General features: G+C 65.2%; 23 protein-coding genes. 17 read left to right on the top strand and 6 right to left on the bottom strand.

What is annotated here, in order from left to right; translation table 11 throughout:
• The first annotated feature begins 161 nt into the window (after nt 1-161).
• The 7 genes from OU419_RS10530 to OU419_RS10500 all read left to right on the top strand — a co-directional run bounded on the left by OU419_RS10530 (nt 162) and on the right by OU419_RS10500 (nt 8736).
• Nucleotides 162-1064 carry an urea transporter gene (locus OU419_RS10530; protein WP_254472111.1) on the top strand — a complete coding sequence of 301 codons (903 nt, stop codon included), beginning with the start codon at nt 162-164 and terminating at the stop codon, nt 1062-1064.
• A 271-nt stretch (nt 1065-1335) separates the two neighbouring features.
• Entirely contained in the window at nt 1336-2583 is a 1248-nt protein-coding gene (gene sstT / locus OU419_RS10525) for a serine/threonine transporter SstT (protein ID WP_254472110.1), read from the top strand.
• A gap of 86 nt (nt 2584-2669) precedes the next feature.
• Nucleotides 2670-3512, top strand: coding sequence for an ion transporter (locus OU419_RS10520; protein WP_254472109.1), 843 nt, complete (start codon nt 2670-2672; stop codon nt 3510-3512).
• Between the two features lie 142 nt (nt 3513-3654).
• The gene (locus OU419_RS10515; RefSeq protein ID WP_254472108.1) at nt 3655-5298 is read left to right on the top strand and encodes a mucoidy inhibitor MuiA family protein; all 1644 of its coding nucleotides are present in this window, start codon (nt 3655-3657) and stop codon (nt 5296-5298) included.
• 108 nt (nt 5299-5406) lie between these two features.
• Complete coding sequence (locus OU419_RS10510; RefSeq protein WP_254472107.1) at nt 5407-6405, top strand: sulfate ABC transporter substrate-binding protein; 999 nt, start codon at nt 5407-5409, stop codon at nt 6403-6405.
• A gap of 207 nt (nt 6406-6612) precedes the next feature.
• Nucleotides 6613-7197 (top strand): HD domain-containing protein, encoded by a 585-nt coding sequence (locus OU419_RS10505; protein ID WP_254472106.1) that lies wholly within the window; start codon nt 6613-6615, stop codon nt 7195-7197.
• Between the two features lie 147 nt (nt 7198-7344).
• Nucleotides 7345-8736, top strand: coding sequence for an adenylate/guanylate cyclase domain-containing protein (locus OU419_RS10500; protein WP_254472105.1), 1392 nt, complete (start codon nt 7345-7347; stop codon nt 8734-8736).
• A 509-nt stretch (nt 8737-9245) separates the two neighbouring features.
• On the opposite strand, the gene OU419_RS10495 is transcribed toward OU419_RS10500, so the two are convergent.
• Nucleotides 9246-10550, bottom strand: a complete 1305-nt coding sequence (locus OU419_RS10495; RefSeq protein ID WP_254472104.1) for a dicarboxylate/amino acid:cation symporter — start codon at nt 10548-10550, stop codon at nt 9246-9248.
• A 369-nt stretch (nt 10551-10919) separates the two neighbouring features.
• Between OU419_RS10495 and OU419_RS10490 the strand changes: the two genes are divergently transcribed.
• The gene (locus OU419_RS10490; protein WP_254472103.1) at nt 10920-11921 is read left to right on the top strand and encodes an AraC family transcriptional regulator; all 1002 of its coding nucleotides are present in this window, start codon (nt 10920-10922) and stop codon (nt 11919-11921) included.
• Nucleotides 11918-12649 (top strand): VRR-NUC domain-containing protein, encoded by a 732-nt coding sequence (locus OU419_RS10485; protein WP_254472102.1) that lies wholly within the window; start codon nt 11918-11920, stop codon nt 12647-12649. Before OU419_RS10490 ends, OU419_RS10485 begins: the two co-directional genes overlap by 4 nt.
• Before the next feature lie 6 nt (nt 12650-12655).
• Here the strand turns inward: OU419_RS10485 and OU419_RS10480 are convergent, their stop codons facing one another.
• The 3 genes from OU419_RS10480 to OU419_RS10470 are packed head-to-tail and all read right to left on the bottom strand — an operon-like array spanning nt 12656 to nt 15341.
• Nucleotides 12656-13999, bottom strand: coding sequence for an ATP-binding protein (locus tag OU419_RS10480; RefSeq protein ID WP_254472101.1), 1344 nt, complete (start codon nt 13997-13999; stop codon nt 12656-12658).
• A complete protein-coding gene (locus OU419_RS10475) occupies nt 13996-14673 on the bottom strand; it encodes a response regulator (protein WP_254472100.1) in 678 nt (225 codons plus the stop codon). The genes OU419_RS10480 and OU419_RS10475 overlap by 4 nt, the downstream gene beginning before the upstream one ends.
• 56 nt (nt 14674-14729) lie before the next feature.
• A complete protein-coding gene (locus OU419_RS10470) occupies nt 14730-15341 on the bottom strand; it encodes a hypothetical protein (protein WP_254472099.1) in 612 nt (203 codons plus the stop codon).
• Between the two features lie 207 nt (nt 15342-15548).
• Between OU419_RS10470 and napE the strand changes: the two genes are divergently transcribed.
• From napE to OU419_RS10440, 6 genes are read left to right on the top strand one after another with little or no spacing between them, the layout of a single operon-like run.
• Entirely contained in the window at nt 15549-15716 is a 168-nt protein-coding gene (gene napE, locus OU419_RS10465; protein WP_254472098.1) for a periplasmic nitrate reductase, NapE protein, read from the top strand.
• A gap of 10 nt (nt 15717-15726) precedes the next feature.
• On the top strand, nt 15727-16203 hold the full coding sequence (napF, locus tag OU419_RS10460; protein ID WP_254472097.1) for a ferredoxin-type protein NapF: 477 nt from the start codon (nt 15727-15729) through the stop codon (nt 16201-16203).
• Nucleotides 16204-16210: 7 nt separating this feature from the next.
• On the top strand, nt 16211-16513 hold the full coding sequence (locus tag OU419_RS10455; protein WP_326494077.1) for a chaperone NapD: 303 nt from the start codon (nt 16211-16213) through the stop codon (nt 16511-16513).
• Entirely contained in the window at nt 16510-19014 is a 2505-nt protein-coding gene (gene napA, locus OU419_RS10450; protein ID WP_254472095.1) for a nitrate reductase catalytic subunit NapA, read from the top strand. Before OU419_RS10455 ends, napA begins: the two co-directional genes overlap by 4 nt.
• 10 nt (nt 19015-19024) lie before the next feature.
• Nucleotides 19025-19543, top strand: a complete 519-nt coding sequence (locus OU419_RS10445; RefSeq protein ID WP_254472094.1) for a nitrate reductase cytochrome c-type subunit — start codon at nt 19025-19027, stop codon at nt 19541-19543.
• 9 nt (nt 19544-19552) lie between these two features.
• Nucleotides 19553-20152, top strand: a complete 600-nt coding sequence (locus tag OU419_RS10440) for a cytochrome c3 family protein (protein WP_254472093.1) — start codon at nt 19553-19555, stop codon at nt 20150-20152.
• Between the two features lie 111 nt (nt 20153-20263).
• Here OU419_RS10440 and OU419_RS10435 read toward each other — a convergent pair whose 3' ends face one another.
• Both OU419_RS10435 and OU419_RS10430 read right to left on the bottom strand, forming a co-directional pair.
• On the bottom strand, nt 20264-21451 hold the full coding sequence (locus OU419_RS10435; RefSeq protein ID WP_408004952.1) for a lytic murein transglycosylase: 1188 nt from the start codon (nt 21449-21451) through the stop codon (nt 20264-20266).
• 17 nt (nt 21452-21468) lie between these two features.
• On the bottom strand, nt 21469-22140 hold the full coding sequence (locus OU419_RS10430) for a polysaccharide lyase family 7 protein (protein WP_254472091.1): 672 nt from the start codon (nt 22138-22140) through the stop codon (nt 21469-21471).
• A gap of 163 nt (nt 22141-22303) precedes the next feature.
• Here OU419_RS10430 and OU419_RS10425 point away from each other — a divergent pair, with 163 nt between their 5' ends.
• Together OU419_RS10425 and OU419_RS10420 are read left to right on the top strand one after the other, a co-directional pair.
• Nucleotides 22304-23095: a dienelactone hydrolase family protein gene (locus OU419_RS10425; protein WP_254472090.1), complete on the top strand. Its 792-nt coding sequence runs from the start codon at nt 22304-22306 to the stop codon at nt 23093-23095.
• A 240-nt stretch (nt 23096-23335) separates the two neighbouring features.
• On the top strand, nt 23336-24049 hold the full coding sequence (locus OU419_RS10420; RefSeq protein ID WP_254472089.1) for a 4'-phosphopantetheinyl transferase family protein: 714 nt from the start codon (nt 23336-23338) through the stop codon (nt 24047-24049).
• Nucleotides 24050-24205 lie beyond the last annotated feature (156 nt).

The following is a 24205-nucleotide window of genomic DNA, read 5'->3' as shown; positions in this document are numbered from 1 at the left end:
GGCGGTGATCCCGCCGGCAGCCTCTTTTCTTTTTCCAACCACGTAGCGCGGCCCCGTATGCCGGCGTCACAGAATGCTCACGCTGCGCCCACCGAGGGAGCCTCGACGCTCCCCGCATGCCGAGGCCCAGCGGAGTCCCCCTGAACCTGCCCTGTAGTGACATGTCTCCCATCCAGTTCCTTCGTACCCGGCTGATCGGATTCGGTCAGATATACCTGCAGGCCGACGCCCGTTTCGGCCTGATCCTGCTGCTGGCCATCGTCTGGTCCGCGCCCCAGTTGCTGCCCGGCGCTCTCCTAGGGGCGCTGCTCGGCCCGCTCACCGCGCGTTTCGTGCGCGAGCCACAGGCCGACATCGACGCCGGACTGCATGACTACAACCCGATCCTCATCGGCCTGCTGCTGCCCTTCCAGTTCCAGTGGTCGCTGGGCCTGGCGATGCTTTGCATCGCCACCATTCTGACCAGCGTCGCGGTACAGGCCGTACTGCTGCGTCAGTCGCGCCGGCGCTTCGGCCTGCCGGCCTACACCCTGGCGTTCGTACTGCTGGGCTGGGTCTCGGTGACGCTGGGCACGGCCGTCGGACTCGCACCGGCCACGGCCCTGGGCTGCCTGTCCTGCGGCATCGCCAACCCTTACCTGGACTCCGCCGCGCTAGGCTTCGGCGAAGTGATCTTCCTCGGCGAGCCCCTGGCCGGCCTGACCATCGCCCTCGGCCTGCTGCTGGTGGATCGCCGCGCCGCCTTCTGGGCGCTGGCCGGTACGGCGGGCGCGCTGGCCGTCGCACCGCTGCTGGGCCTGCCGGCCGCGTCGGCGCAAGCCGGCCTGCTCGGCCTCAACGGCGCGCTGGCGGGCATCGCGCTGTCGCTGCGCTTCAGCCATCCGCTGGCGCCGCTGTGCGGCATCCTGCTCGCCGTGCTGCTGCACCCGGCTTTCGCGCTGGTCGGTCTGCCGGCGTTCACCGCGCCCTTCATCCTCGCCTGCTGGCTGGTGATCCTCGGCCAACGCCTGCTGCACACACTCGTACGTCCTCTTCGCAGGGCAGGTGGCAATCCCCGCGCATAGCGGGAGGTACGAGCATTCCGTCGATGCGCCGGGGGCGCATCGAATTCTCTCAGGCGCGCCGACGAACGCACTCGTCCTCGGCCCCTATGCCGTCGTGGATCAATACGCCCGCCGGCCCTGCCATGCAGACTGCCGACACGGCTCCGCCTGCACGGCAAATACCCGCCGAATCGACGAGCAACCGCGCAAATCCCCGCCGCAGACGGCATAATCCGCCCCCTTCCGCCCCCGGCGACGGGTGCGTCCCCATTCTCTTGCAGCGAAAGACGTCATGACTCTTCCAGCTCCCACCGTCCTGCAGCGACTCAAGCGCACCAGCCTGGTCATGCGGATCTTCATCGGTATGCTCCTGGGCATCGCCCTGGCTCTGGTATGGCCCGAGGCAGCACGTGCGGTCAGCCTGCTCGGCAATCTGTTCATTTCCGCACTGAAGGCCGTCGCGCCGGTGCTCGTGCTGGTGCTGGTGATGTCCTCCATCGCCAACCACAAGCAGGGCCAGCGCACCCATATCCGGCCGATCCTGGTGCTGTACCTGCTGGGCACTTTCGCCGCCGCGCTGGTCGCGGTAGCCGCGAGTTTCGCCTTCCCGTCCACCCTGGTGCTCAAGGCCGCGGCCGCTGCCGATAGCGCACCGCCCGGCGGCATCGGCGAAGTGCTGCACACCCTGCTCTTCAGCATCGCCACCAATCCGGTGAAAGCCCTGCTGGAAGCCAACTTCATCGGCATCCTCGCCTGGGCGGTCGGCCTGGGCATCGCCCTGCGCTATGCGCGCCAGGCCACCCGTGACATGGTCGACGACCTGGCCAACGGCGTTACGCTGATCGTCCGCGTGGTCATCGCCTTCGCCCCGGTCGGGATCTTCGGTCTGGTCGCCAGCACCCTGGCCGAGTCCGGCTTCGATGCGCTGCTGGGCTACCTGCGCCTGCTCGCCGTGCTGCTCGGCTGCATGCTGTTCGTGGCGTTGGTGGTGAACCCGCTGATCGTCTTCGTCAAGCTGCGCCGCAACCCGTACCCGCTGGTGCTCACCTGCTTGCGCGAAAGCGGCGTCACCGCGTTCTTCACCCGCAGCTCGGCGGCCAACATCCCGGTCAACCTGCAACTCTGCCAGCGCCTGGGCCTGCACGAAGACACCTACTCGGTCTCCATTCCGCTAGGCGCCACCATCAACATGGCCGGCGCGGCCATCACCATCAGCGTACTGAGCCTGGCCGCCGCGAATACCCTGGGCATCGCCGTCGACCTGCCCAGCGCCCTGCTGCTGTGCGTGGTCGCCTCGCTCTGTGCCTGCGGCGCCTCCGGCGTGGCTGGCGGCTCGCTACTGCTGATTCCCCTGGCCTGCGGACTGTTCGGCATCTCCAGCGAAATCGCCATGCAGGTGGTGGCGGTCGGCTTCGTCATCAGCATCCTGCAGGACTCGGCGGAAACGGCCCTGAACTCCTCCACCGACGTCCTGTTCACCGCCGCGGCCTGCCTGGCCGAAGACGACGCGGGCAACCCCGGGGCCGGCGAGCGCGCCTGACCCCACCCGCAATCGCGCGCGGGGCGGCACCGGCCGCCCCGCGGCATCTCGGCTAAGGTGTGTGAATCCTTTCTGCGGATTCTCCCATGAGCGCACCCGAGAGCTGGCGCCAGCGCCTCTACGTCATCATCTTCCAATCCGACACCATCGCTGGCCGACGCTTCGACAGTGCCCTCCTGGTCGTCATCCTGGCGAGCCTGCTGGCAGCCTTCCTCGACAGCGTCGAGCACATTCACCAGCAGTTCGGCACACTGCTCAGCGTCGTGGAATGGATCATCAGCGGCCTGTTCCTGATCGAATACATCCTGCGCCTGTATTGCTCGCCCAAACCCCTGCGCTACGCCGTGAGTTTCTATGGCCTGATCGACCTGCTGGCGGTGCTGCCGGGAGTGATCGCGCTGTTCTACCCCGACGCCCAGTACCTGCTGGTAGTGCGCGTGGTGCGGCTGCTGCGTATTTTCCGCATCCTCAAGCTGCGCCAGTACCTGCGCCAGGCCGACTTCCTGCTCACCGCGCTGCGCGGCAGCCGGCAGAAAATCACGGTGTTCTTCGTCTCGGTGATGAGCCTGGTCACCGTGTTCGGTTCGCTGATGTACGTTGTCGAGGGGCCGGCGCACGGATTCACCAGCATCCCGCGCAGCATCTATTGGGCCATCGTCACGCTCACCACCGTGGGCTTTGGCGACATCACGCCGAAGACGCCTCTCGGCCAAGCCATCGCCAGCCTGGTGATGCTGACCGGCTATTCGATCATCGCCGTTCCCACTGGCATTTTCAGCGCCGAATTGAATAACGCCATGCGCCAAGGCCGCGCTCAGGGAGCACTGGCAAAGCCTTGCCCGGCCTGCGCAAAGGGCCACCACGAAGCCGACGCGGCATTCTGTTCGCGCTGTGGCAACCCACTGTTCCCCCGCGCGCCCACCCGCTGAGCCAGCCAAACGCATGTATCTTCCGGCAATCGCCCAGCCAGGCCTAAACCCGTTTGCTCCGGCACCTTCGTCACAGGCATCAGGGACCGGCGCCATGCAGGCGCCCCGATTCATTTACCCCTCCATGCCTGAGGATGACTCCATGCACCATCGACCACTGCTGCTCGCCCTGGCGGCCACCAGCCTGCTCGGCAGCCCGCTCCTTCTCGCCGCCCCACGCGCTGTCGACAGCCGCATCAGCGCCGTCACGGTGTACACCGACCGCGCCATCGTCACCCGCACCGCACGCCTGGAGCTGCCCGCAGGCCAGCATGAAATCGCCCTGGAGCGCCTCCCCGAGCGGATCGACGAGGCCAGCCTGCAGGCATCGATCAGTGCCAATGCCGCCGCCACGCTGCTCGACGTCAGCAGCGCCGCACAGATAGCCGAACGCTCCGACGATGACCGCCTGCAGCGACTCGATGACCAATTGCGGGAGATTGCCCGCCAGCAGCGGGAGGTCAGCGACCGCAACAGCGTGCTGGAAAACCAGAAGCAGTACCTCGCCGACATCCAGGCCGGCACCAGCAAGCCACGCCAGGACCAGCCCATGCCGGGTATCGAAGAACTCAAGAGCCTGCTGCAACTGAGCGAAACCGGCCTGGAACGTATCCTCGCCGAGCAGCGCAAGCTGGAGGAGCAAACCCAGGCACTCGAGCGGCGCAAGGAAGCGCTGGAAAACCAGCGCGGCAGCCTCGCCGACGATGGCACCCACTACAAGCGCGCCGTGTTGCGCATTGCCACCGAGCAGCCGGCGCAGGTCCGGGTTCAACTGAGCTACACGCTCTACGACGCCTCCTGGCGGCCCGCCTACGACGCCCGCCTGCGCGACGGCGAGGAGCAGGTGGAGATGACCTACCAGGGCATCGTTCGGCAGAACAGCGGGGAGGACTGGAGCGATGTCGACCTGACACTTTCCACCGCGCGGCCGAGCCTGGGCAGCGCGGTGCCGGCGCTGACGCCGTGGTTCGTCGACACCGCCATCGAGCGCGTCGCATCGCTTGCCAGCCGCCCCGCTCCGGCACCAGCGGCGCCCAGGGCCACGGCGATGCTCGACATGGCGGCGCAAAGCAAGGTGCTCGCCGAACTTGCGGAGATGCCGCCGCCCGAAGCGGAAGTCAGCGCTGCCACCACCAGCGCCTCCTTCCATATCCCCGCTCGCGCCACGCTCAACAGCGGTGGCGGCGCACAGAAGGTCGCCATCGCCCGCTTCAAGCTGCCGGCGACCCTGCGCTACCTCGCCGCCCCGGCGCTGCGCGAAACCGCTTATCTCCAGGCCGTGACGCGCAACACCAGCGACTTCCCGCTGCTGCCGGGCACGCTCAACACCTTTCTCGGCAACACCTTCGTCGCCAGCGGCGAGATGCGCGCGGTGATGCCCGGCGAGCCCTTCGAACTGGCCCTTGGCGGCGACGACGCGATGTCGATCAAGCGCAAGCTGGTCAAGCGCTACACCGACTACACCGGTCTCACCGGCGGTCGCAAGCGGGTGACCTACGAATTCCGCATCGACGTGCAGAACAACCACGGCAGCGCCCAGCGCCTGCTGTTCAAGGACCAGTTGCCGGTATCGCGCAACGAGCAGATCCAGGTCACGCTACTGGAGCCAGCGGGCCAGGGCTTCAGCCGCGAAGACGACGGCCGGCTGCAGTGGGACTGGAACCTCGCGCCGGGGGAAAAACGCAGCGTGAAGCTGGCCTTCAGCGTCGAATACCCGAAAGACCTGCAGGTATCCGGGCTCGACTAGCGGCGGGCGCGCGGTTGGTTCTAAGCAAAGTCGAATTGGATATTGTTCCTTTATATAACCGGTCGTTATAGTCGCGCGACTGGAATTCTTCTCCGATAAGGACCTGCCATGAAACGTCTGTTCAGCGCCTCGCTGCTGGCCGCCGGCCTCGCCCTGGCCTCCGCCGCCCAGGCTGCCCAGCCCCTGCTCAACGTCTCCTACGACGTGATGCGCGACTTCTACAAGGACTACAACGCTGCCTTCCAGAAGCACTGGCAGGAAGAGAAAGGCGAGAAGATCACCATCCAGATGTCCCACGGCGGCTCCAGCAAGCAGGCGCGCGCGGTCATCGACGGTCTGCCCGCCGACGTCATCACCATGAACCAGGCCACCGACATCGACGCCCTGGCCGACAACGGTGGCCTGGTACCCAAGGACTGGGCCGCGCGACTGCCCAACAACAGCGCGCCGTTCACCTCCGCCACCGTGTTCATCGTGCGCAAGGGCAACCCGAAGGGCCTGAAGGACTGGGACGACCTGGTGAAGCCGGGCGTGCAGGTCGTGGTGCCCAACCCGAAGACCTCGGGCAACGGCCGCTACACCTACCTCTCCGCCTGGGGCTACGCGCAGAAGCACGGCGCCGATGAAGCCAAGGCCAAGGAATTCGTCGGCCAACTGTTCAAGAACGTCCCGGTGCTGGATACCGGCGGCCGCGCGGCGACCACTACCTTCATGCAGAACCAGATCGGTGACGTGCTGGTGACCTTCGAGAACGAAGCCGAGATGATCGCCCGCGAGTTCGGCCGTGGCGGCTTCGAGGTGGTCTACCCCAGCGTATCCGCCGAAGCCGAACCGCCAGTAACAGTGGTCGACAAAGTGGTCGACAAGAAAGGCACCCGCGAACAGGCCGAAGCCTACCTGAAGTACTTGTGGTCCGACGAAGGCCAGACTATCGCGGCCAACAACTACCTGCGCCCGCGCAACCCGGAAATCCTCGCCAAGTTCTCGGACCGTTTCCCGAAAGTGGACTTCTTCTCCGTGGAGAAGACCTTCGGCGACTGGCGTACCGTACAGAAGACCCACTTCATCGACGGCGGCGTCTTCGACCAGATCTACACCCCGAACTGATCCGGGCTCCCGCGCACAACCGCGCAACGCCCGCCAGCGACATAAAAAGCCGGAGACGCCCAGCGTCTCCGGCTTTTTCATTGCGTGTCCGAACTGCTCGCTCGCGGGCTGGTGGGACACCCGCCTGGCGCGCCCGGCCACTATCGCCGGAGGACTGCGGTTCTAGACTGAGGCTGTCGCATCCAACAATCACAAGAGCACAGCCTGATGAACGCACGCGCCAGCTTCACCCACATGGAAGACGGCACCGCCGAGGACTGGGCGATCATTGCCAAGGACTTCGGCCAGTACGCCGCCCAACTGCCCGACCGTATCCTCAGCCACCTGCGCCTGCTCGATGGCGACTTCGGTGGTTTCCCGGTGGACCGCCTGACCCACTCGCTGCAAACCGCCACCCTGGCCCATCGCGATGGCCGCGACGAGGAGTACGTGGTCTGCGCCCTGCTCCACGACATCGGCGACACGCTCGGCTCCTTCAACCACGCCGACATCGCCGCCGCCATCCTCAAGCCCTTCGTCAGCGAAGAGAACCTCTGGATGATCGAGAAACACGCGATCTTCCAGGGCTACTACTTCTTCCATCACCTGGGCCTGGACCGGCACCTGCGCGAGCAGTTCAAGGACCACCCGCAGTACGCCCGCACCATCGAGTTCTGCGCCCGCTACGACGCCGCCGCGTTCGATCCGGAGGGCGAAGTCCTGCCACTGGAGTTCTTCGAGCCGATGCTGCGCCGGGTTTTCGCCCAGCCGCGCCGATCGATCTACCAGAAACCGGACGGCAGCATGGCATAGGAACGGGGTGAACGACGGTGCGCGGCGAGTCGTCGCGTACCGCCGCTGGCCCAGCAGGTAGCGCATGGAATAAGATCCCGCAACCGCAATCGCGCGGCAGGCGCCTATCTGGATCGCGCCGACACTCACTAGGGATACTTCCTGCGCATGAAGCCTCACGTCACCGAGCGGTCGATCAGCCCGCTCACCGCCGCCCCCCTGCGCGAATACCATTCCCGCGTGCTGGCCTACATCGCCATCGCCGCAACCATCACCGCCGGCATCTTCGGCAAGTACTTCGGCTACGACATCCTCTGGATGGTGCCGTACGCCCTGCTCTACCCGCATCTCGCGCAGCAGTTGAGCCGGCGCTACAAGCATGACAACCCGCAGCGCACCCGCCTGGTCCTGCTGTTCATCGACGCGCTGCACGCCGGTGTCGCCACCTCGCTGATGGGTTTCTCGGAAGTGCCCAGCCTCATGCTGGTACTGGTGATGGCGTTCTCCGCACTGATCATCGGCGGCCTGCGCACCCTCGGCCTGGGGCTTCTGGTGATGCTCAGCGCCTCGGTGTTCGCCGCCGCGCTGGTCTCCCCGTCCTACAAGGGCGGCACGCCAACCCTGGTGGCGCTGGTCAGCGTACTGTTCTCCACCTTCTATATCTGTGTCACCGCCTTCTTCGTCCACCAGCAAGGCCTGCGCCTGGCCCAGGCCCGCGCGGAGATCACCGGCGAGCAGGAAAAGGCCGCGCGACTGGCCAGCAACCTCGCCAAGTACCTATCGCCGCAGGTCTGGGAATCGATCTTCAGCGGCAAGCGCAGCGTGCGCCTGGAAACCCAGCGCAAGAAACTCACCGTGTTCTTCTCCGATATAAAAGGCTTCACCGAGCTGTCCGAGGAACTGGAAGCCGAAGCGCTCACCGACATGCTCAACAACTACCTCAACGAGATGTCGAAGATCGCCCTCAAGTACGGCGGCACCATCGACAAGTTCGTCGGCGACTGCGTGATGGTGTTCTTCGGCGATCCCGCCACCCAGGGCGCCAAGAAGGATGCCGTGGCAGCGGTATCGATGGCCGTGGCCATGCGCAAGCACATGAAGGTCATGCGCCAGCAGTGGCGCGCCCAGGGCATCACCAAGCCGCTGGAAGTGCGCATGGGCCTGAACACCGGCTACTGCACGGTGGGCAACTTCGGCGCAGACACGCGCATGGACTACACCATCATCGGCCGCGAAGTGAACCTCGCCAGCCGCCTGGAAAGCGCCGCCGAAGCTGGTGAAATCCTCATCAGCCACGAGACCTACTCGCTGGTGAAGGATGTGCTGATGTGCCGCGACAAGGGCCAGATCGCCGTGAAGGGCTTCAGCAAGCCGGTGCAGATCTACCAGGTGGTCGACTTCCGCCGCGACCTGGGCTCCAACCCCAGCTTCATCGAACACGAAGTGCCGGGCTTCTCCATGTACCTGGACACCAACAACGTACAGAACTACGACAAGGAACGGGTCATCCAGGCGCTCCAGCAAGCCGCCGAGAAGCTCAAGGACAAGATCATCCTCTGATCCTTGCCGACGCCAGGCCACTCGCCTGGCGCCTCTCTCCTCCCCCCGGGATCGCGGACAAGGCGCTCCTGCGAATATGCCGCCTGCCGCAATCGCAGATAGCAGCTTGCGATACCCATCAACGCAGCTACTCAATCATCGATGGGTATCGCTTCGCTCCACCCATCCTACGAACCTGCCTGGAAAGTGGACCCGATGGAGCGGGCTTGGGCCAATCTCTACGCAGGATAGGGGGAGCTTGCGATACCCATCAACGCGGCCACGCAATCATCGATGGGTATCGCTTCGCTCCACCCATCCTACGAACCTGCCTGGAAAGTGGACCCGATGGAGCGGGCTTGCGCCGATCTCTACGCAGGATGGGTGGAGCATGCGATACCCATCAACGCAGCCACGCAATCATCGATGGGTATCGCCAACCGTTCGCCCATAAAAAAGCCCGCTCATGGGAGCGGGCTGGAAAGGCTCCGGTGCTTCACGTTCACCGGGCCGAATCTTTCATCGAATACTCAATGGGACGGCTGGACTTCCGCCGAGCCGCTCGGGCCTGCGGCCAGTTCGCTCGCCAGGGTCTTCTCGTCCAGTTGCTTGCACCATTTGGCGACCACGATGGTGGCCACGCCGTTGCCCACCAGGTTGGTCAGGGCGCGGGCTTCGGACATGAAGCGGTCGATACCCAGGATCAGCGCAAGGCCAGCAACCGGCAGGTGGCCGACGGCGGACAGAGTGGCAGCCAGCACGATGAAGCCCGAACCGGTAACGCCAGCGGCGCCCTTGGATGCGATCAGCAGCACCACCAGCAGGGTGAGTTGGTGGGTGATGTCCATCGGCGTGTCGGTGGCCTGGGCGATGAACACGGCGGCCATCGTCAGGTAGATCGAGGTACCGTCGAGGTTGAACGAGTAGCCGGTCGGAATGACCAGGCCCACCACGCTCTTCTCGGCACCCAGCTTCTCCATCTTGGCGATCATGCGCGGCAGGGCAGACTCGGAAGACGAGGTACCCAGCACGATCAGCAGCTCCTCACGAATGTAGGAGATGAAACGCAGGATGCTGAAGCCGTGGGCACGGGCGATACCGCCCAGGACGATCAGCACGAAGAGGATGCAGGTGATGTAGAAGCACAGCATCAACTGGCCGAGCTGCACCAGCGAACCCAGGCCGTAGGCACCGATGGTGAATGCCATCGCGCCGAAGGCACCGATGGGCGCAACCTTCATGATCACGTTGATGATGTTGAACATCACGTGGGTGATGCGATCGATGAACTGGAACACCGGCTGGCCGTAGTCGCCCATGCGGTGCAGCGCGTAGCCGAACAGCACGGAGAAGAACAGCACCTGCAGGATGTCGCCATTGGCGAACGCACCGACCACGGTGTTGGGGATCACGTTCATGAAGAAGTCGATGGTGCTCTGCTTCGCACCGGAAGCGATGTAGCCGGTGAGCGCCGCGTTCTTGTTCATCTCTGCGGTCAGCGTGGCGACGTCGGCGTGCATACCGGCGCCAGGCTGGACGACGTTGACCACGACCAGGCCGATGATCAGCGCGATGGTGGAAACGATTTCAAAGTACAGCAGCGCCATGCCGCCAGTCTTGCCCACCGCCTTCATGTTCTGCATGCCGGCGATGCCGGTGACCACGGTGCAGAAGATGATCGGCGCGATGGCCATCTTGATCAGTTTGACGAAGCCATCGCCCAGCGGCTTCATCAGCTTGGCGGTATCCGGGTAGAAGTGGCCCAGAGCGATACCGATGGCGATGGCGATCAGCACCTGTACGTACAGGCTCTTGTAGAAGGGTTGCTTGGTCATGGCAGCTTTGTCCTCACGGCATGCGCTCCCGAGGGGCGCATGACCGAACGCGTTATCTCCCTGCAATGGGAGAATTTGTTTTCAGGGCTTGCCCACGGGCAGGCCTTGAACGCTTATGGCAAGTGCTGTGCCAGACCTTTATAAAATCAATTAATCCTTTATTTTCAAATAGTTGCACGCAAATGAGCGGCACGGAACGGATAGAAAATGGCGGAAACCCGCCTTCGAGCTGGCGGATTTCCCGCCCTCTGGCGGGTATCCGCCACGCCTTTCGTACCGTAGATTGTAGACCCCGCTACCTCCGCTCCAGCGGCGGCCGGAGACACCGCGCGCACGAATGACGCACGGGCAGAACAACAAGGATTTCCCATGCGAGAACGCACCATTGCCAGTCATTTCGTCCGCGCCGCCGTGCAGGGTGCACGGCGCCAGGGGCTGGACGTGACGGCCCTGCTGCGCGATGCCGGAATCGCCCCGGCGGTCCTCGACGAGCCCCGCGCACGCATCGACCCCGACCAGTTCAGCCGGCTGATACAGCGCCTGTGGGAAGCGCTGGACGACGAGTACATGGGCTTTGGCGCGATGCCGAGCAAACGCGGAACCTTCGCCATGATGTGCAACGCGATCATTCACTGCCGCACGCTGGAAAAGGCCCTGGGCCGGGGCACGCTGTTCTATAACCTGTTCCCCTCTGCGCCGCGGATTCACCTGCAGCGCGAAGGCGAACTGGCGCGCCTGACGCTCGACGACCAGCACTTGCGCGACCCCGACCACTTTCTCGTGGAAAGCCTGCTGCTGATCTGGCATCGCCTGGCCAGTTGGCTGATCGGCCAGCGCATCCGCCTGGAACAGGCGACCTTCACCTACCCCGCGCCGGAGCACCAGGCCGAGTACGACCTGCTGTTCCCCTGCCCGCGCCGCTTCGCCGCCGACGCCACCAGCCTGCTGCTGCCGGCGCGCTACCTGGACATGCCGCTGCTGCAGGACGAACGCACGCTCAAGCACTTCCTCAAGGACTCTCCCGCCGACCTGCTAGCCCGCCCGGACGGTGGTGACAGCCTGACCAGCCAGATCCGCCGCCTGCTCGGCCGCGACTGTCGCAACTGGCCGGACCTAGAGCAGGTCGCCGCGCAACTGCACATCAGCCCGCAGACACTGCGCCGCCACCTGCGCGAGGAAGGCGCCAACTTTCAGGACCTCAAGGACCAACTGCGCCGCGACCTGGCAATCTACTACCTGGGCCGCGACGAGCTATCGATACAGGACATCGCCGACCAGCTCGGCTTCTCCGAACCCTCGGCCTTCCATCGCGCGTTCAAGAAGTGGACGGGGCTGACACCGGGGGCTTATCGCAACGGCGAACGACAATGACCAACTCGCAGGTGAAACCCTCCTCGCTGCAACGGGCGGCCCAACGCCTGGGTGTGGCAACGCAAACGATAGCGTTGAAGCCCGGAGCCGAACCTCGCACATGGCGCCTGCCCAGCGGTGAAGCGGTGCGGGTGGAGCGTGCGGCGATGGCGGCGTTCGAAGCCGAAGGCTGGCGCGGCTATGCCGGCGAGGGCGGCCTGCTGCTCAACCTGATCAAGGCGCTGTCCTTCGCATCGCTCGCTCCACGGCACGCTTCCATTTACGTAGAAGCCCTCTACGCCGGGAATGTCGCCTTCGACGAAGACCGCTTTCCCGTCGACGAACTGGTCGATCAGATCAGCCGGACCACGCCCGAGCAGCTTGGGGCCAACCTGGCACACTGGTTCGAGCGAAACCCGGCCAGCGGCCTCTACCAGCCACGCAGCGACGCCCTGATCCACAGCTATTTTCCCGGCTTGCAGCGCTGGATGTTCGTCGAGCTCTACCAGGTGCTGGGTGCGCAGCTCCTGACGGCCATCGCCCGCCGCTTCGGTGACGATCCGTACCAGTTCCGCCGCGGCTGGCCGGACCTCACGCTATGGAAGGAGGGAGAAGTGCGCTTCGTTGAGGTCAAGGCACCCGGCGACCGCCTGCAGGCCAGCCAGAAGACCATCATCGAACACTTCTTCCAGCCCCTGGGCCTGGACCTCACCCTGCTGGAAATCCTTCCGGCGGCAGATGGCGCGTAACCGGCGCTAACCCGGCAGGCGAACCCGGAAACACGCCCCGCCCAGCTCGGAGTCATCCAGCTCCAGCTCGCCGTCGTAGCTGTCGATGATGTCCTTCACCACCGCCGTGCCGATACCCTGGCCGGGGTGCTGGGTGTCCAGGCGCTCGCCGCGCTTGAGGATGCGTTCGCGCTGGCTGACCGGCACACCGGGGCCGTCGTCCTCGATGCACAGCTCGAACCATCGGCCACTCTTCCGCGCGCTGACCTTCACCGTGGTCAGACACAGGCGGTAGGCGTTCTCCAGCAGGTTGCCGAGCATCTCCAGCAGCGCGCCCTTCTCCAGCGGCAGAACGAAGCCCGGAGGAATGTCCCGCTGCAATTGCACGCGCTTGTCGCGGTAGACCTTGTCCAGCGCCCCGCTGATGGTATCGAGCAGCGGATCGAGCTGCGCACGATGGCGGACCAGGCCACTCTTGCGCAGGCTGGCACGCTGCAACTGGTAGCCGATCTGCTGGCTCATGCGCTCGATCTGGGTTTGCAGAACATGCACCTGCTCGCGGTTCTGCGGCTGCGCGGCGAGCTTCTCGCTGACGCCCTGCAACACCGCCAGCGGCGTCTTCAGACTGTGCGCGAGGTCGCCCAAGGAATTGCGGTAGCGCTCGCGCTGGGTACGTTCGCTGTCGAGCAGACGGTTCAGCGAGCCGGTCAGGCGCAGCATTTCGTCTGGGTGCTCGTCGCTCAGGCGTTCACGGTCGCCGGCCTCGATCTGGTCCAGCTCGGCCCGCAGCCCGCGCATCGAGCGAAAGCCCCAGCCCAGCCCGAGCCAGAGCATCCCCAACAGCAGTAGCAGGGCCCCGCCGAGCCAGAGATAGAGCTGGTCGCGGAAGCCGCTGACCAATTCACGGAACTCGCTTTCCGGCTGCATGGTGACAATGCTGTAGGCCGCCTGCTTGCCGCCGAGCAGGTCGATTTCAACGTCGTAGACGAAGAACTCCTGGCCGGAAGCGTCGCGGATGCGGGTGAACTCATCCATCATGCCGTCGTACTTGGGCGAGTATTCGACAGTCTCGTCCTGAGCCGAGGTGGAACGCCAGACAAGCTGGCCCGACTGATCGTAGATGAAGCCCAGCAGCTTGGATTCGGGAAGGTTGAAGTCTTCCACCGGCAGATGCTCGGGCATGCTCAGCCGATCACCCTCTATGCGCGCGGCCGACACCAGCGTCGCCACGTCCGCCGCCAGGCGCTGCTGGATGGCGTTCTCCAGGGCGATGCTGAACGCCCGCTGCAACGCCGGCAGGAGTGCCGCCATGAACAGGACGGCAAGGGTCGCCGCACCGATCATCAGACGAACGCGCAGCGAACGGATCACTTGCACAACTCGTTGAAGATGTAGCCCTGGCCGCGCACCGTATCGATGGGTTTGAAACCTTCGGCAGCCTCAAGCTTGCGGCGCAGGCGGCCGACCAGCACCTCGATCACGTTCGGGTCGCGCTCCTCGTCGTCCGGGTAGAGCTGCTCGATCAACCGCTCCTTGGCCACCACCTGCTGGTGATGTCGCATGAGGTATTCGAGGATGCGGTATTCGAACGCGGTCAGTTGCAGCGACTCGCCGTTGACCAGCGCCTGCTTGCGATTGGTGTCGAGCAGCAACGGCCCGGCTTCGATGGTCGACTGGGAGAAGCCGCTGGAGCGGCGCAGCAGCGCATTCAGGCGCGCTTCCAGCTCCTCGAACTGGAACGGTTTCACCACGTAGTCGTCGGCGCCGGCGGCCAGGCCCTCGACCTTGTCCTGCCAGTTACCGCGAGCGGTGAGGATGAGGATCGGGAAGGTCTTGCCCTGGCTGCGGAACTCGCGGATCAGGTCCAGGCCGCTCATGCCCGGCAGGCCGAGATCGATCATTGCCAGGTCATGGTGGTATTCGTTGGCGCGGTACAGCGCCTCTTCGGCATCGGCCACGGCATCGACCACGTGGCCTTGCTCGCCGAGCCGGGTATACAGGTGATGACGCAACAGCGCCTCGTCTTCCACCACCAGCAGTTTCATGCGCTTGCTCCCTTAATCAGGCAACCGGGCCTAGCGCGGCCCGGTTGCAGTATCGGTCAGAACTTGTAGTTGGCCCCCAGGTAGAACTGCGAGCTGCTGTGCAGGTCCAGCGATCCGACCTTGCCGCCGCCATGCGGACTCATCTCGGTACTGGCATTGGTACGCAGGTAACGGTAGCCGCCTTCCAGCGATGCGTTCTTGCCGACTTCCTGGAGGATACCGGCTTGGGCGCCGATGGCGTAACCGACGTCGCTGTCGCGGCTGTAGCCCTTGGAGTCCTGCTCCAGCTTGACCAGGCCGGCGGTACCGCCGCCGAACAGCTTGGTGCCGTTATCACCCAGCGGCAGGAAGGCGTCGTAGCTGCCGAGCAGGTTCTGCTGGCGCAGCTTGAGACCGTTCTCGGTATCGGACACGTTCTCGTAGGTCACGTAGTAGCGCCCCTGGTCCATCTGCTGGCCGGCGCGCACACCCCAGGTGCCGCTGTTGTTGATCACGCTGTCGAACTTGGGGTTGTTCAGGTTGCGGTTCAGCGCATCGGATTTCTGGATGTTGTTGCTGGTTTCGCCCCAGGTGATACCTACGAACGGCTCGGCGGCACTGGCTGCGGTTGCGGCGACGCTGGCACCGAGGATGGCACTGGCGAGGGCGATCTTCTTCATGGTTTTCATGGGATTCTCCCGTCAAGGAATGAGTAATTGGTTGACGGGAGCAGGTTAAGGGCCGGCCACTGAACGGAACCTGTCGGTTCACTGAACCAGTGCTGAACGAGCGGAAGGTTGCGTGCCTCGCCATTCGTCCGGCTGCATCGCGGGCTTTTGTCCACATGCGGCGCAGGGTCTAGTCTGAACTCCAATCGTTGGCGGGAGGCTGACCCCATGAACGAAGAGACCGGACCGAGCACGGAGAAAGGCAAAGAGACCCGGCTGTTCCTGTTCCTCGTGATCTGCCTGTTCCCTCTGCTGTCCGTGGCCATCGTCGGTGGCTATGGATTCATCGTCTGGATGTACCAACTGGTGGTGGGGCCGCCCGGCCCGCCATCGTAGGAGTGCCATCGTGCTCGCCCGTCGCACCTTGCTGCGGCGGCTCGGTGGGGCGCCTGACGTTCGCCGCCCGCCCTGGACCGCCAGCGATTTTCTCGAAGGCTGCAGCCGCTGCAACGCCTGCGTCGACGCCTGCCCGGAGCAGGTGTTGCGCATCGGCGACGGCGGCTTCCCGCAGCTCGACTTCAGCCATGCCGGATGCAGTCTGTGCGGCGAGTGCGCCAGCGTCTGCAAGGCCGGCGTGTTCGACCTCGCGCGGCAAGCCTTTGCCTGGCACGCGCACATCGACGAGCACTGCCTGGCACTGGCCGGTATCCATTGCCGCAGTTGCGACGACGCCTGCGAGCCACGCGCCATCCGCTTCCGTCCACAACTGGGCGGCGCGGCGCTTCCGACCCTCGATACCGACCTGTGCAACGGCTGCGGCGCGTGCCTCGCACCCTGCCCCGGCAACGCCATCCATCTGACCCGTGAGGCCATCCATGCCTGAATCCAAGATGCCCCAGAGCATCCAGATCGCCAGCCTGATCGTGCACACCCAACCCGAGCTGCTGGAGACGGTTAAGGCCAACCTGTTGCGACTGCCGCACCTGGAGGTCCACCAGCAAAGCCCGATGGGAAAGCTGGTGGTGGTGCTCGAAGCCGAACATGAGGCGAGCATCCTCGACAACCTGAACACCATCCAGAACCTGCCCGGCGTGCTCAACGCCGTGCTGGTCTATCACGAGATCGTCGAATCCCCCGAAGCCCCGCAGATCGAACCCGAACCCGCCCTCGCCCAGGTCGGAGGTGCCCGATGAACCTGACCCGACGCCAGTTCGCCAAGGCCAACGCCGCCGCCATCGCAGCGGCCGCCGCGGGGCTGCCGATCCTGAGCTCCGCCAGCAACCTGATCACCGACGCGGACATGACCCGCCTGGACTGGAACAAGGCCCCCTGCCGCTTCTGCGGCACCGGATGCAGCGTGATGGTCGCCACCCGCGACGGCAAGGTCGTCGCCACCCACGGTGACATCAAGGCCGAGGTGAACCGCGGCATCAACTGCGTGAAGGGCTACTTCCTGTCGAAGATCATGTACGGCAGCGACCGCCTGACCCGCCCGCTGCTGCGCATAAAGGACGGCAAGTTCGACAAGCAGGGCGAGTTCCAGGCGATCACCTGGGACCAGGCCTTCGACATCATGGCCGAGAAGTTCAAGGCCTCGCTCAAGGCCAAGGGGCCGGGCTCCATCGGTATGTTCGGCTCCGGGCAGTGGACGGTATGGGAAGGCTACGCAGCCAACAAACTGTTCAAGGCCGGGCTGCGCTCCAACAACATCGACCCCAACGCGCGCCACTGCATGGCCTCAGCGGTGATGGGCTTCATGCGCAGTTTCGGCATGGACGAACCGATGGGCTGCTATGACGACATCGAAGCCACCGACACCTTCGTACTGTGGGGCTCTAACATGGCGGAGATGCACCCGGTGCTGTGGTCACGGGTCACCGACCGCCGGCTCAGCGCGCCGCAGGTGAAGGTGGCGGTGCTGTCCACCTTCGAGCATCGCAGCTTCGACCTGGCCGACATCCCGATGGTGTTCCACCCGCAGACCGACCTCTACATCCTCAACTACATCGCCAACCACATCATCGAAAGCGGTGCGGTGAACCGCGACTTCGTCGACAAGCACACCCGCTTCGCCCACGGCGCGGAAGACATCGGCTACGGTCTGCGCCCCACCGCCCCGCTGGAGCAGAAGGCAAAGAACGCAGACAAGGCCAACACCTGGAGCGACATCGGCTTCGACGAATTCGCCGCCTTCGTCAAACCCTACACGCTGGAGCGCACGGCGAAGGAGTCCGGTGTACCGGCCGAGCGGCTCAAGGCCCTGGCCGAGCTGTATGCCGACCCCAAACGCAAGGTGGTGTCGTTCTGGACGATGGGCTTCAACCAGCACACCCGCGGGGTCTGGGCGAACAACCTGATCTACAACATCCACCTGCTCACCGGGAAGATCAGCGAGCCGGGCAACAGCCCCTTCTCCCTCACCGGCCAACCGTCCGCCTGCGGTACCGCACGCGAGGTCGGCACCTTCTCCCACCGCCTGCCGGCCGACCTGGTGGTGACCAACCCCAAGCACCGCGAGACCGCCGAGAAAATCTGGAAGGTGCCCGCCGGGACCATCCAGGAGAAAGTCGGCTTCCACGCCGTGCAGCAGAGCCGGATGCTCAAGGACGGCGTGCTCAACGTGTACTGGACCCAGGTATGCAACAACATGCAGGCCGGGCCGAACATCATGCAGGAAGTCCTGCCGGGCTGGCGCAACCCGGAGAACTTCGTGATCGTCTCCGACGTGTACCCCACCGTTTCGGCGCAGGCCGCCGACCTGATCCTGCCCAGCGCCATGTGGGTGGAAAAGGAAGGCGCATTCGGCAACGCCGAGCGCCGCACGCAGTTCTGGCACCAGTTGGTGAAGGCGCCGGGTGAGGCGAAATCCGACCTCTGGCAGCTCGTGGAATTCTCCAAGCGCTTCACCACCGACGAGGTCTGGCCCGCCGAACTGCTGGCCAAGGCGCCGCAACTCAAGGGCAAGACCCTCTTCGAGGTGCTCTACAAGAACGGCCAGGTCGACGCCTTCGGCAACGACGAGATCGCCAAGGGCTTCGAAAACGACGAGGCCAAGGACTTCGGCTTCTACCTGCAGAAGGGCCTGTTCGAGGAGTACGCCAGCTTCGGCCGCGGCCACGGCCATGATCTCGCGCCATTCGACGCCTACCACGAGGCGCGCGGCCTGCGCTGGCCGGTGGTCGACGGCAAGGAAACCCTCTGGCGCTACCGCGAAGGCTACGATCCCTACGTCACCGCCGGCAGCGGCGTGCAGTTCTACGGCTACCCGGACAAGAAGGCGATCATCTTCGCCCTGCCCTACGAGCCGGCGGCCGAGGCACCGGACCAGCAGTACCCGTTCTGGCTGTGCACCGGCCGCGTGCTCGAACACTGGCACACCGGCAGCATGACCGCCCGCGTGCCGGAGCTGTACAAGGCAGTGCCCGACGCGCTGGTCTACATGCACCCCGACGATGCCCGCCAGCTCAAGCTGCGGCGCGGCAGCGAGGTCAAGCTGATCAGCCGGCGCGGCGAGATGCGTGCGCGGGTGGAAACACGAGGCCGCAACAAGCCGCCCCAGGGCCTGGTGTTCGTGCCGTTCTTCGACGCCAACAAGCTGATCAACAAGGTCACCTTGGACGCCACCGACCCGATCTCCAAGCAGACCGACTTCAAGAAGTGCGCGGTGCGCATCGAACTGGTCAGCCTGGCCTGAGGAGCGCGTGATGAACAAGACGATCCCTACCCTGCTGCTGATGTTCCTCTCGTTCGCCGCGCTGGCCGCCGACGTCAGCTACCCGCTGGACGCCCCGGCGCCCGACGGTCGCCGCCCCGGCGGCAGCATCACCGAGGACCGCCCCGCGCCGCCGCTGGCAAGCGACGAGAACAAGGACGTGCGCCGCGAACGCAACTACCCCGAACAGCCGCCAACCATCCCGCACACCATCGCCGGCTACCGCATCGACAGCAACAGCAACAAGTGCCTGTCCTGTCACAGCCGGTCGAACAGCGCGCGGGTGCAGGCGCCGATGATCAGCATCACCCACTACATGGACCGCGACGGCCAGCCACTCGCCTCCGTCGCTCCACGCCGCTACTTCTGCGTGCAGTGCCACGTCCCGCAGAAGGATGTGAAGCCGCTGGTGGGCAATACCTTCGAGGACATCGACAAGATTCTCCAGCGCGACGCCGCCCGGGGCACCGCCACCGGCAAGGCCGACGGCACATCCACCGGAAATCCCTGAGGAGGCAGCATGAAAGCACTGTTCGCCTGGCTCAAGGGCTACTGGAGCATCCTGCGCAGGCCCAGCGTGCACTACAGCCTGGGCTTCCTGACGCTGGCCGGCTTCGTTGCCGGGATCATCTTCTGGGGCGGCTTCAACACCGCACTGGAGGCGACCAACACCGAGGCGTTCTGCATCTCGTGCCACGAGATGCGCGACAACGTCTACGTCGAGCTCAAGGACACCATCCACTACACCAACCGCTCCGGTGTGCGCGCCACCTGCCCGGACTGCCACGTGCCACACAAGTGGACCGACAAGATCGCGCGCAAGATGCAGGCGTCCAAGGAGGTCTGGGGCAAGATCTTCGGCACCATCAACACCCGCGAGAAATTCCTCGACCATCGTCGCGAACTCGCCGAGCACGAATGGGCAAGGCTGAAGGCCAACGACTCGCTGGAGTGCCGCAACTGCCACAACTTCGAGTTCATGGACTTCACCCGCCAGAGCCAGCGGGCGCGGCAGATGCACTCCACCGCCCTGGCATCGGGCGAGGCAACGTGCATCGACTGCCACAAGGGGATAGCCCACCACCTGCCAGACATGACGGGGGTAAAGGGCTGGGATTGAGCGCCGGGAGGCTTTCCGTCCACCACCACAACAACCGGCGCATCTCGGTCACGGTCCGCTCCGCCAAAAAGCAAAGGCCCCGTCGGGGCCTTTGTCGTTTTGGCGTGTCGTCTACCCGCCCTGCAACGCCTTGAGAATCTTCTGCCCGGCGCGACCATCGGCCGGCTCGATGCCGCGCTTGTGCTGTTCTTCCTGGATCGCCCGGCGCGTAACGTCGCCGATCATCCCGTCAGCCTTGCCGATGTCGTAACCGCGTTGCAGCAGCAACTCCTGCAACGTCTTGCGCTCGGCCCGGCTCAGCCCGGGATCGTCGGTCGGCCACGGCGTGCGCAGACCCGGCTCGCCGCGCAGGCGATCGGACAACAGAGCGATGGCCAGTGCATAACTTTCTGCCGCGTTGTACGAATAGATCGCGTCATAGTTGCGCAGCACCAGGAATGCCGGCCCCTGCTTGCCCGCCGGCATCAGGATGGCCGCCCTGGAGTCGATATCAGGGATCGGCTTGCCATCGACGCGCATCACACCGCGCGCCGTCCAGTCGGAGATCGCCCGACGCTTGGTGCGCCCCGCCAGCGCCGGGTCGAAACCCGCCGGCAGGCGTACCTCGTAGCCCCACGGCTGGCCCTCGCGCCAGCCCGCCTTGCGCAGGTAATTGGCGGTGGACGCCAGTGCGTCGGCGGTGCTGCCCACCAGGTCGCGGTGGCCGTCGCCATCGAAATCCTCGGCAATGCGCGCGTAGGTGGAGGGCATGAACTGCGTCTGGCCGAAGGCGCCCGCCCAAGAGCCGGTGATGCCGCTGTCGCGGATATCGCCCTGCTGCAACAGCTTGAGCGCGGCGAAGAACTCCCCACGGAAGAACGCCTGGCGACGGCCGTAGCACGACAGCGTGGACAGCGACACCAGCAACGGCCGCTTGCCGGTGATGCGCCCGTAATCGCTCTCGACGCCCCACACGGCGACCACCGCAGCCGGGTCGACCTGATAGCGCGCGGCAACCTTGCGCAGCAGGTCGGCGTGCTCGCTCATCCTCGCCTTGCCGTCGGCCACGCGCTGCTCGTCCACCAACCCGGCCAGGTAATCCCAGATCGGCGTGGTGAACTCCGGCTGCGCATCGAGCAATGGCAGCACGCTCATGTCCGCCTGCAGGCCCTGGGTGAAGCGCGCATAACTGGCCGCGCTGACGCCCGCGGACTGCGCCGCGCCCCGCAGGCGATCCAGGCAGTCGGCGAAATCGTCCCCCGGCGTCGCCTGCGCCAGGGCAGCCGGCAGCAGCAGGGAAAGAGCCAGGGATTTGCGCAACGGCATGGGGAACGTCCTCATTGGTGAAAGATGGTCAGGTTGCTGAAGGTGGCCCGCCCGCCTTCGGTCGCCGGGCCGCGATTGTCCTGCAGATAGAGCCCGGCCTTGAAGTACAGCCCCTGGTGGGCCCATTGCGGATCAAGTTGCTGGCGCAACTGGCCGTCGTTGACCTGGATGCTCAGGATGCCACTGCGCGACACACCCAATCGGTAGCTGAAAGCGGTGCCCAGCGGAATGCCGTCGTACACGGTGTAGGTGCGGGTGGCCGCGTCGTCGGGCCGGTCACGCACCAGCGCCTGCACGCGGCCCTGGTCCAGACGCTGCTGGTACACCAGCTTCACCAGCGGCAGGGCCTCGGCGCTGCTGCGCCCATCGCTGTGGATCTGCCCGATCACCATGCGCCGGCTGGATGGCACTGCATCCACGCGCAGGGTCGCCACCAAAAGATTGTCGGCATTCGGATAGCGCCAGGATAGCAGCGCGCCGCTGGGCGAAGTCTCGCGCAGCTCGGTACGCGGGAATTCGCTGCCGTGGGTATGCGCGCCGTTCACCGGCACCCAGAACTCCACGCCGCTGGCGCTGCGGTGGAAGTACGGGCTCTGGTAATCGCGGCGCAGCATTGCAGTGGAAACGGTCGCGGCCGGGCCGCGCTGGGGAGTGGTCAGGTTCCAGGTGCTCAGGTCCAGCATCGGCCTATCGCTTTCGGGGGCGGGACAGTGGGCGCAAGGGTAGTCGAGAGAGACTCACATTTCATCCGCAGCCGCGTGCTTGACGCCGGCGACGCGCCACCCAGCGCAGGAGCGGCTATCTTCTCTGGGTCACTCCCCCGGCCCCGTCACGGAGACTCCCGCCATGCGCCTGCTCACCGCCTTTCTGCTATTCGCCTTCGCCGCCAGTGCGTCAGCCGCGATCAAGACCCAGGAAATTCCCTACCAGTCCGCCGATGGCACCAGGATGATCGGCTATTTCGCCTACGACGACGCCAAGTCGGGCATCCGCCCCGGTGTGATCGTGGTGCACGAGTGGTGGGGGCTGAACGACTACGCCAAGCGCCGCGCCCGCGACCTTGCCGCACTGGGCTACAGCGCCCTGGCCATCGACATGTACGGTGACGGCAAGCACACCGAGCATCCGAACGATGCCAAGGCATTCATGACCGAAGCGCTGAAGAACGCCGACGCCTCAAGGGCGCGCTTCCAGGCCGGGCTCGAACTGCTGAAGAAGCAACCGCAGACCGACCCGAGCAAGATCGCCGCCATCGGCTATTGCTTCGGTGGCAAGGTGGTACTGGACATGGCCCGCGCCGGCCTGCCGCTGGCGGGCGTGGCAAGCTTCCACGGCGTGCTGGCCACAGACACCCCGGCGCAAACAGGCGCTGTGAAGGCGAAGATCCTCGTCGAGCACGGCGGCGCCGATACCCTGGTGCCGGCAGAAAGCGTCGCGGCCTTCAAGACCGAGATGGACAACGCCAAGGCCGACTACAAGCTGGTGATCCAGCCGGGTGCCAAGCACAGCTTCACCAACCCGGACGCCGACATGCACAAGGGCCACGGCCTGGACGTTGGCTACGACAAGACCGCCGACCAGAAGTCGTGGGCCGACTTGCAGGCGTTCTTCAAGGACATCTTCGCCGAGAAGTCCTGAGACTTTTTCCAGCACAAAAAAAACGGGAGCCCCTTGGGGCTCCCGCACTCAATCAAGTGTAAAGGTCAGAGCCCGCCTTGGCGGCACTCCAACAACAACCTCACCTGCGTCCCCGTGGGACGCGGCGTGCAGTTTGGCAAAGCTCGACGGACGAATCCGTACGCCTTTGGTGAAGGTTTGCAAAGGAATGTAATCGCAGCGTGACTGGTGAGCCACGTTCCGCAACGGCAGAATAGGCCCATGACCACCCTCCCCGCCTTCTGCACCCCGCTCAGCGCCGACTGGCCCCTGCCCACGCCCCTTGCCGGCTGCCAGATGCGCAGTACCCATTTCGATCGCCAGCGCCTGCTGCCCGACGACTTCTCCCTGAGCCAGGTAGCAGCCCCGGCGAACATCCAGCGCTCCGTCGCCAAGCGCCAGGCCGAATACCTCGCCGGCCGTCTCTGCGCCCGCGCGGCGCTCCAGGCCAGCGGCAGCGATGCAACCGTGCCCGGCACCGATGAAGAGCGGGCGCCAGTCTGGCCGGCGGGCTTCTGCGGCTCCATCACCCACGGCGACGGCTGGGCCGCCGCCGTCGTTGCCCACAGCCGCGACTGGCGTGGCCTCGGACTGGACGTGGAAACCCGCCTCGACAGCGCCCGCGCCCAGCGGCTGGCCGGGGAAATCCTCACGCCAGGCGAACTGTCGCGCCTCCACCCGGAGCAGGCCGCGCTACAGGTCACGCTCACCTTCTCGCTCAAGGAAAGCCTGTTCAAGGCGCTGTTCCCACTGGTGCGCCAGCGCTTCTATTTCGAGCACGCCGAGCTGATCCAGTGGTCGGCCGGCGGCCACGCGCGCCTAAGGCTGCTTACCGACCTGTCGCCGGAATGGCACCACGGCAAGGAAATCGACGGCCAGTTCAGCCTGATGGGCGAGCGACTGCTCAGCCTGGTAGCGATTCCCGCGGGCAACTGAGCAGCGCAAAGTATTGACTTAAAAGTCAGAATTTGGCGTCATGCACGCCGTCCAGACGCTTCCATACCTCTTTTGCCCCGCAGGCTCTGCCTTCCTGGGAATCGTCGGCACGCCCTCCGCTATATAAAATCCAATACAGCCAAGTCAAGCGCCTTG

Origin of the sequence: Pseudomonas triclosanedens (assembly GCF_026686735.1) — a bacterium.
In the GTDB taxonomy this organism is placed as follows: Bacteria; Pseudomonadota; Gammaproteobacteria; order Pseudomonadales; family Pseudomonadaceae; genus Pseudomonas; species Pseudomonas triclosanedens.
The sequence above is the reverse complement of the archived record's forward strand: the minus strand, read 5'-3'. Positions and strand labels throughout refer to the sequence as shown.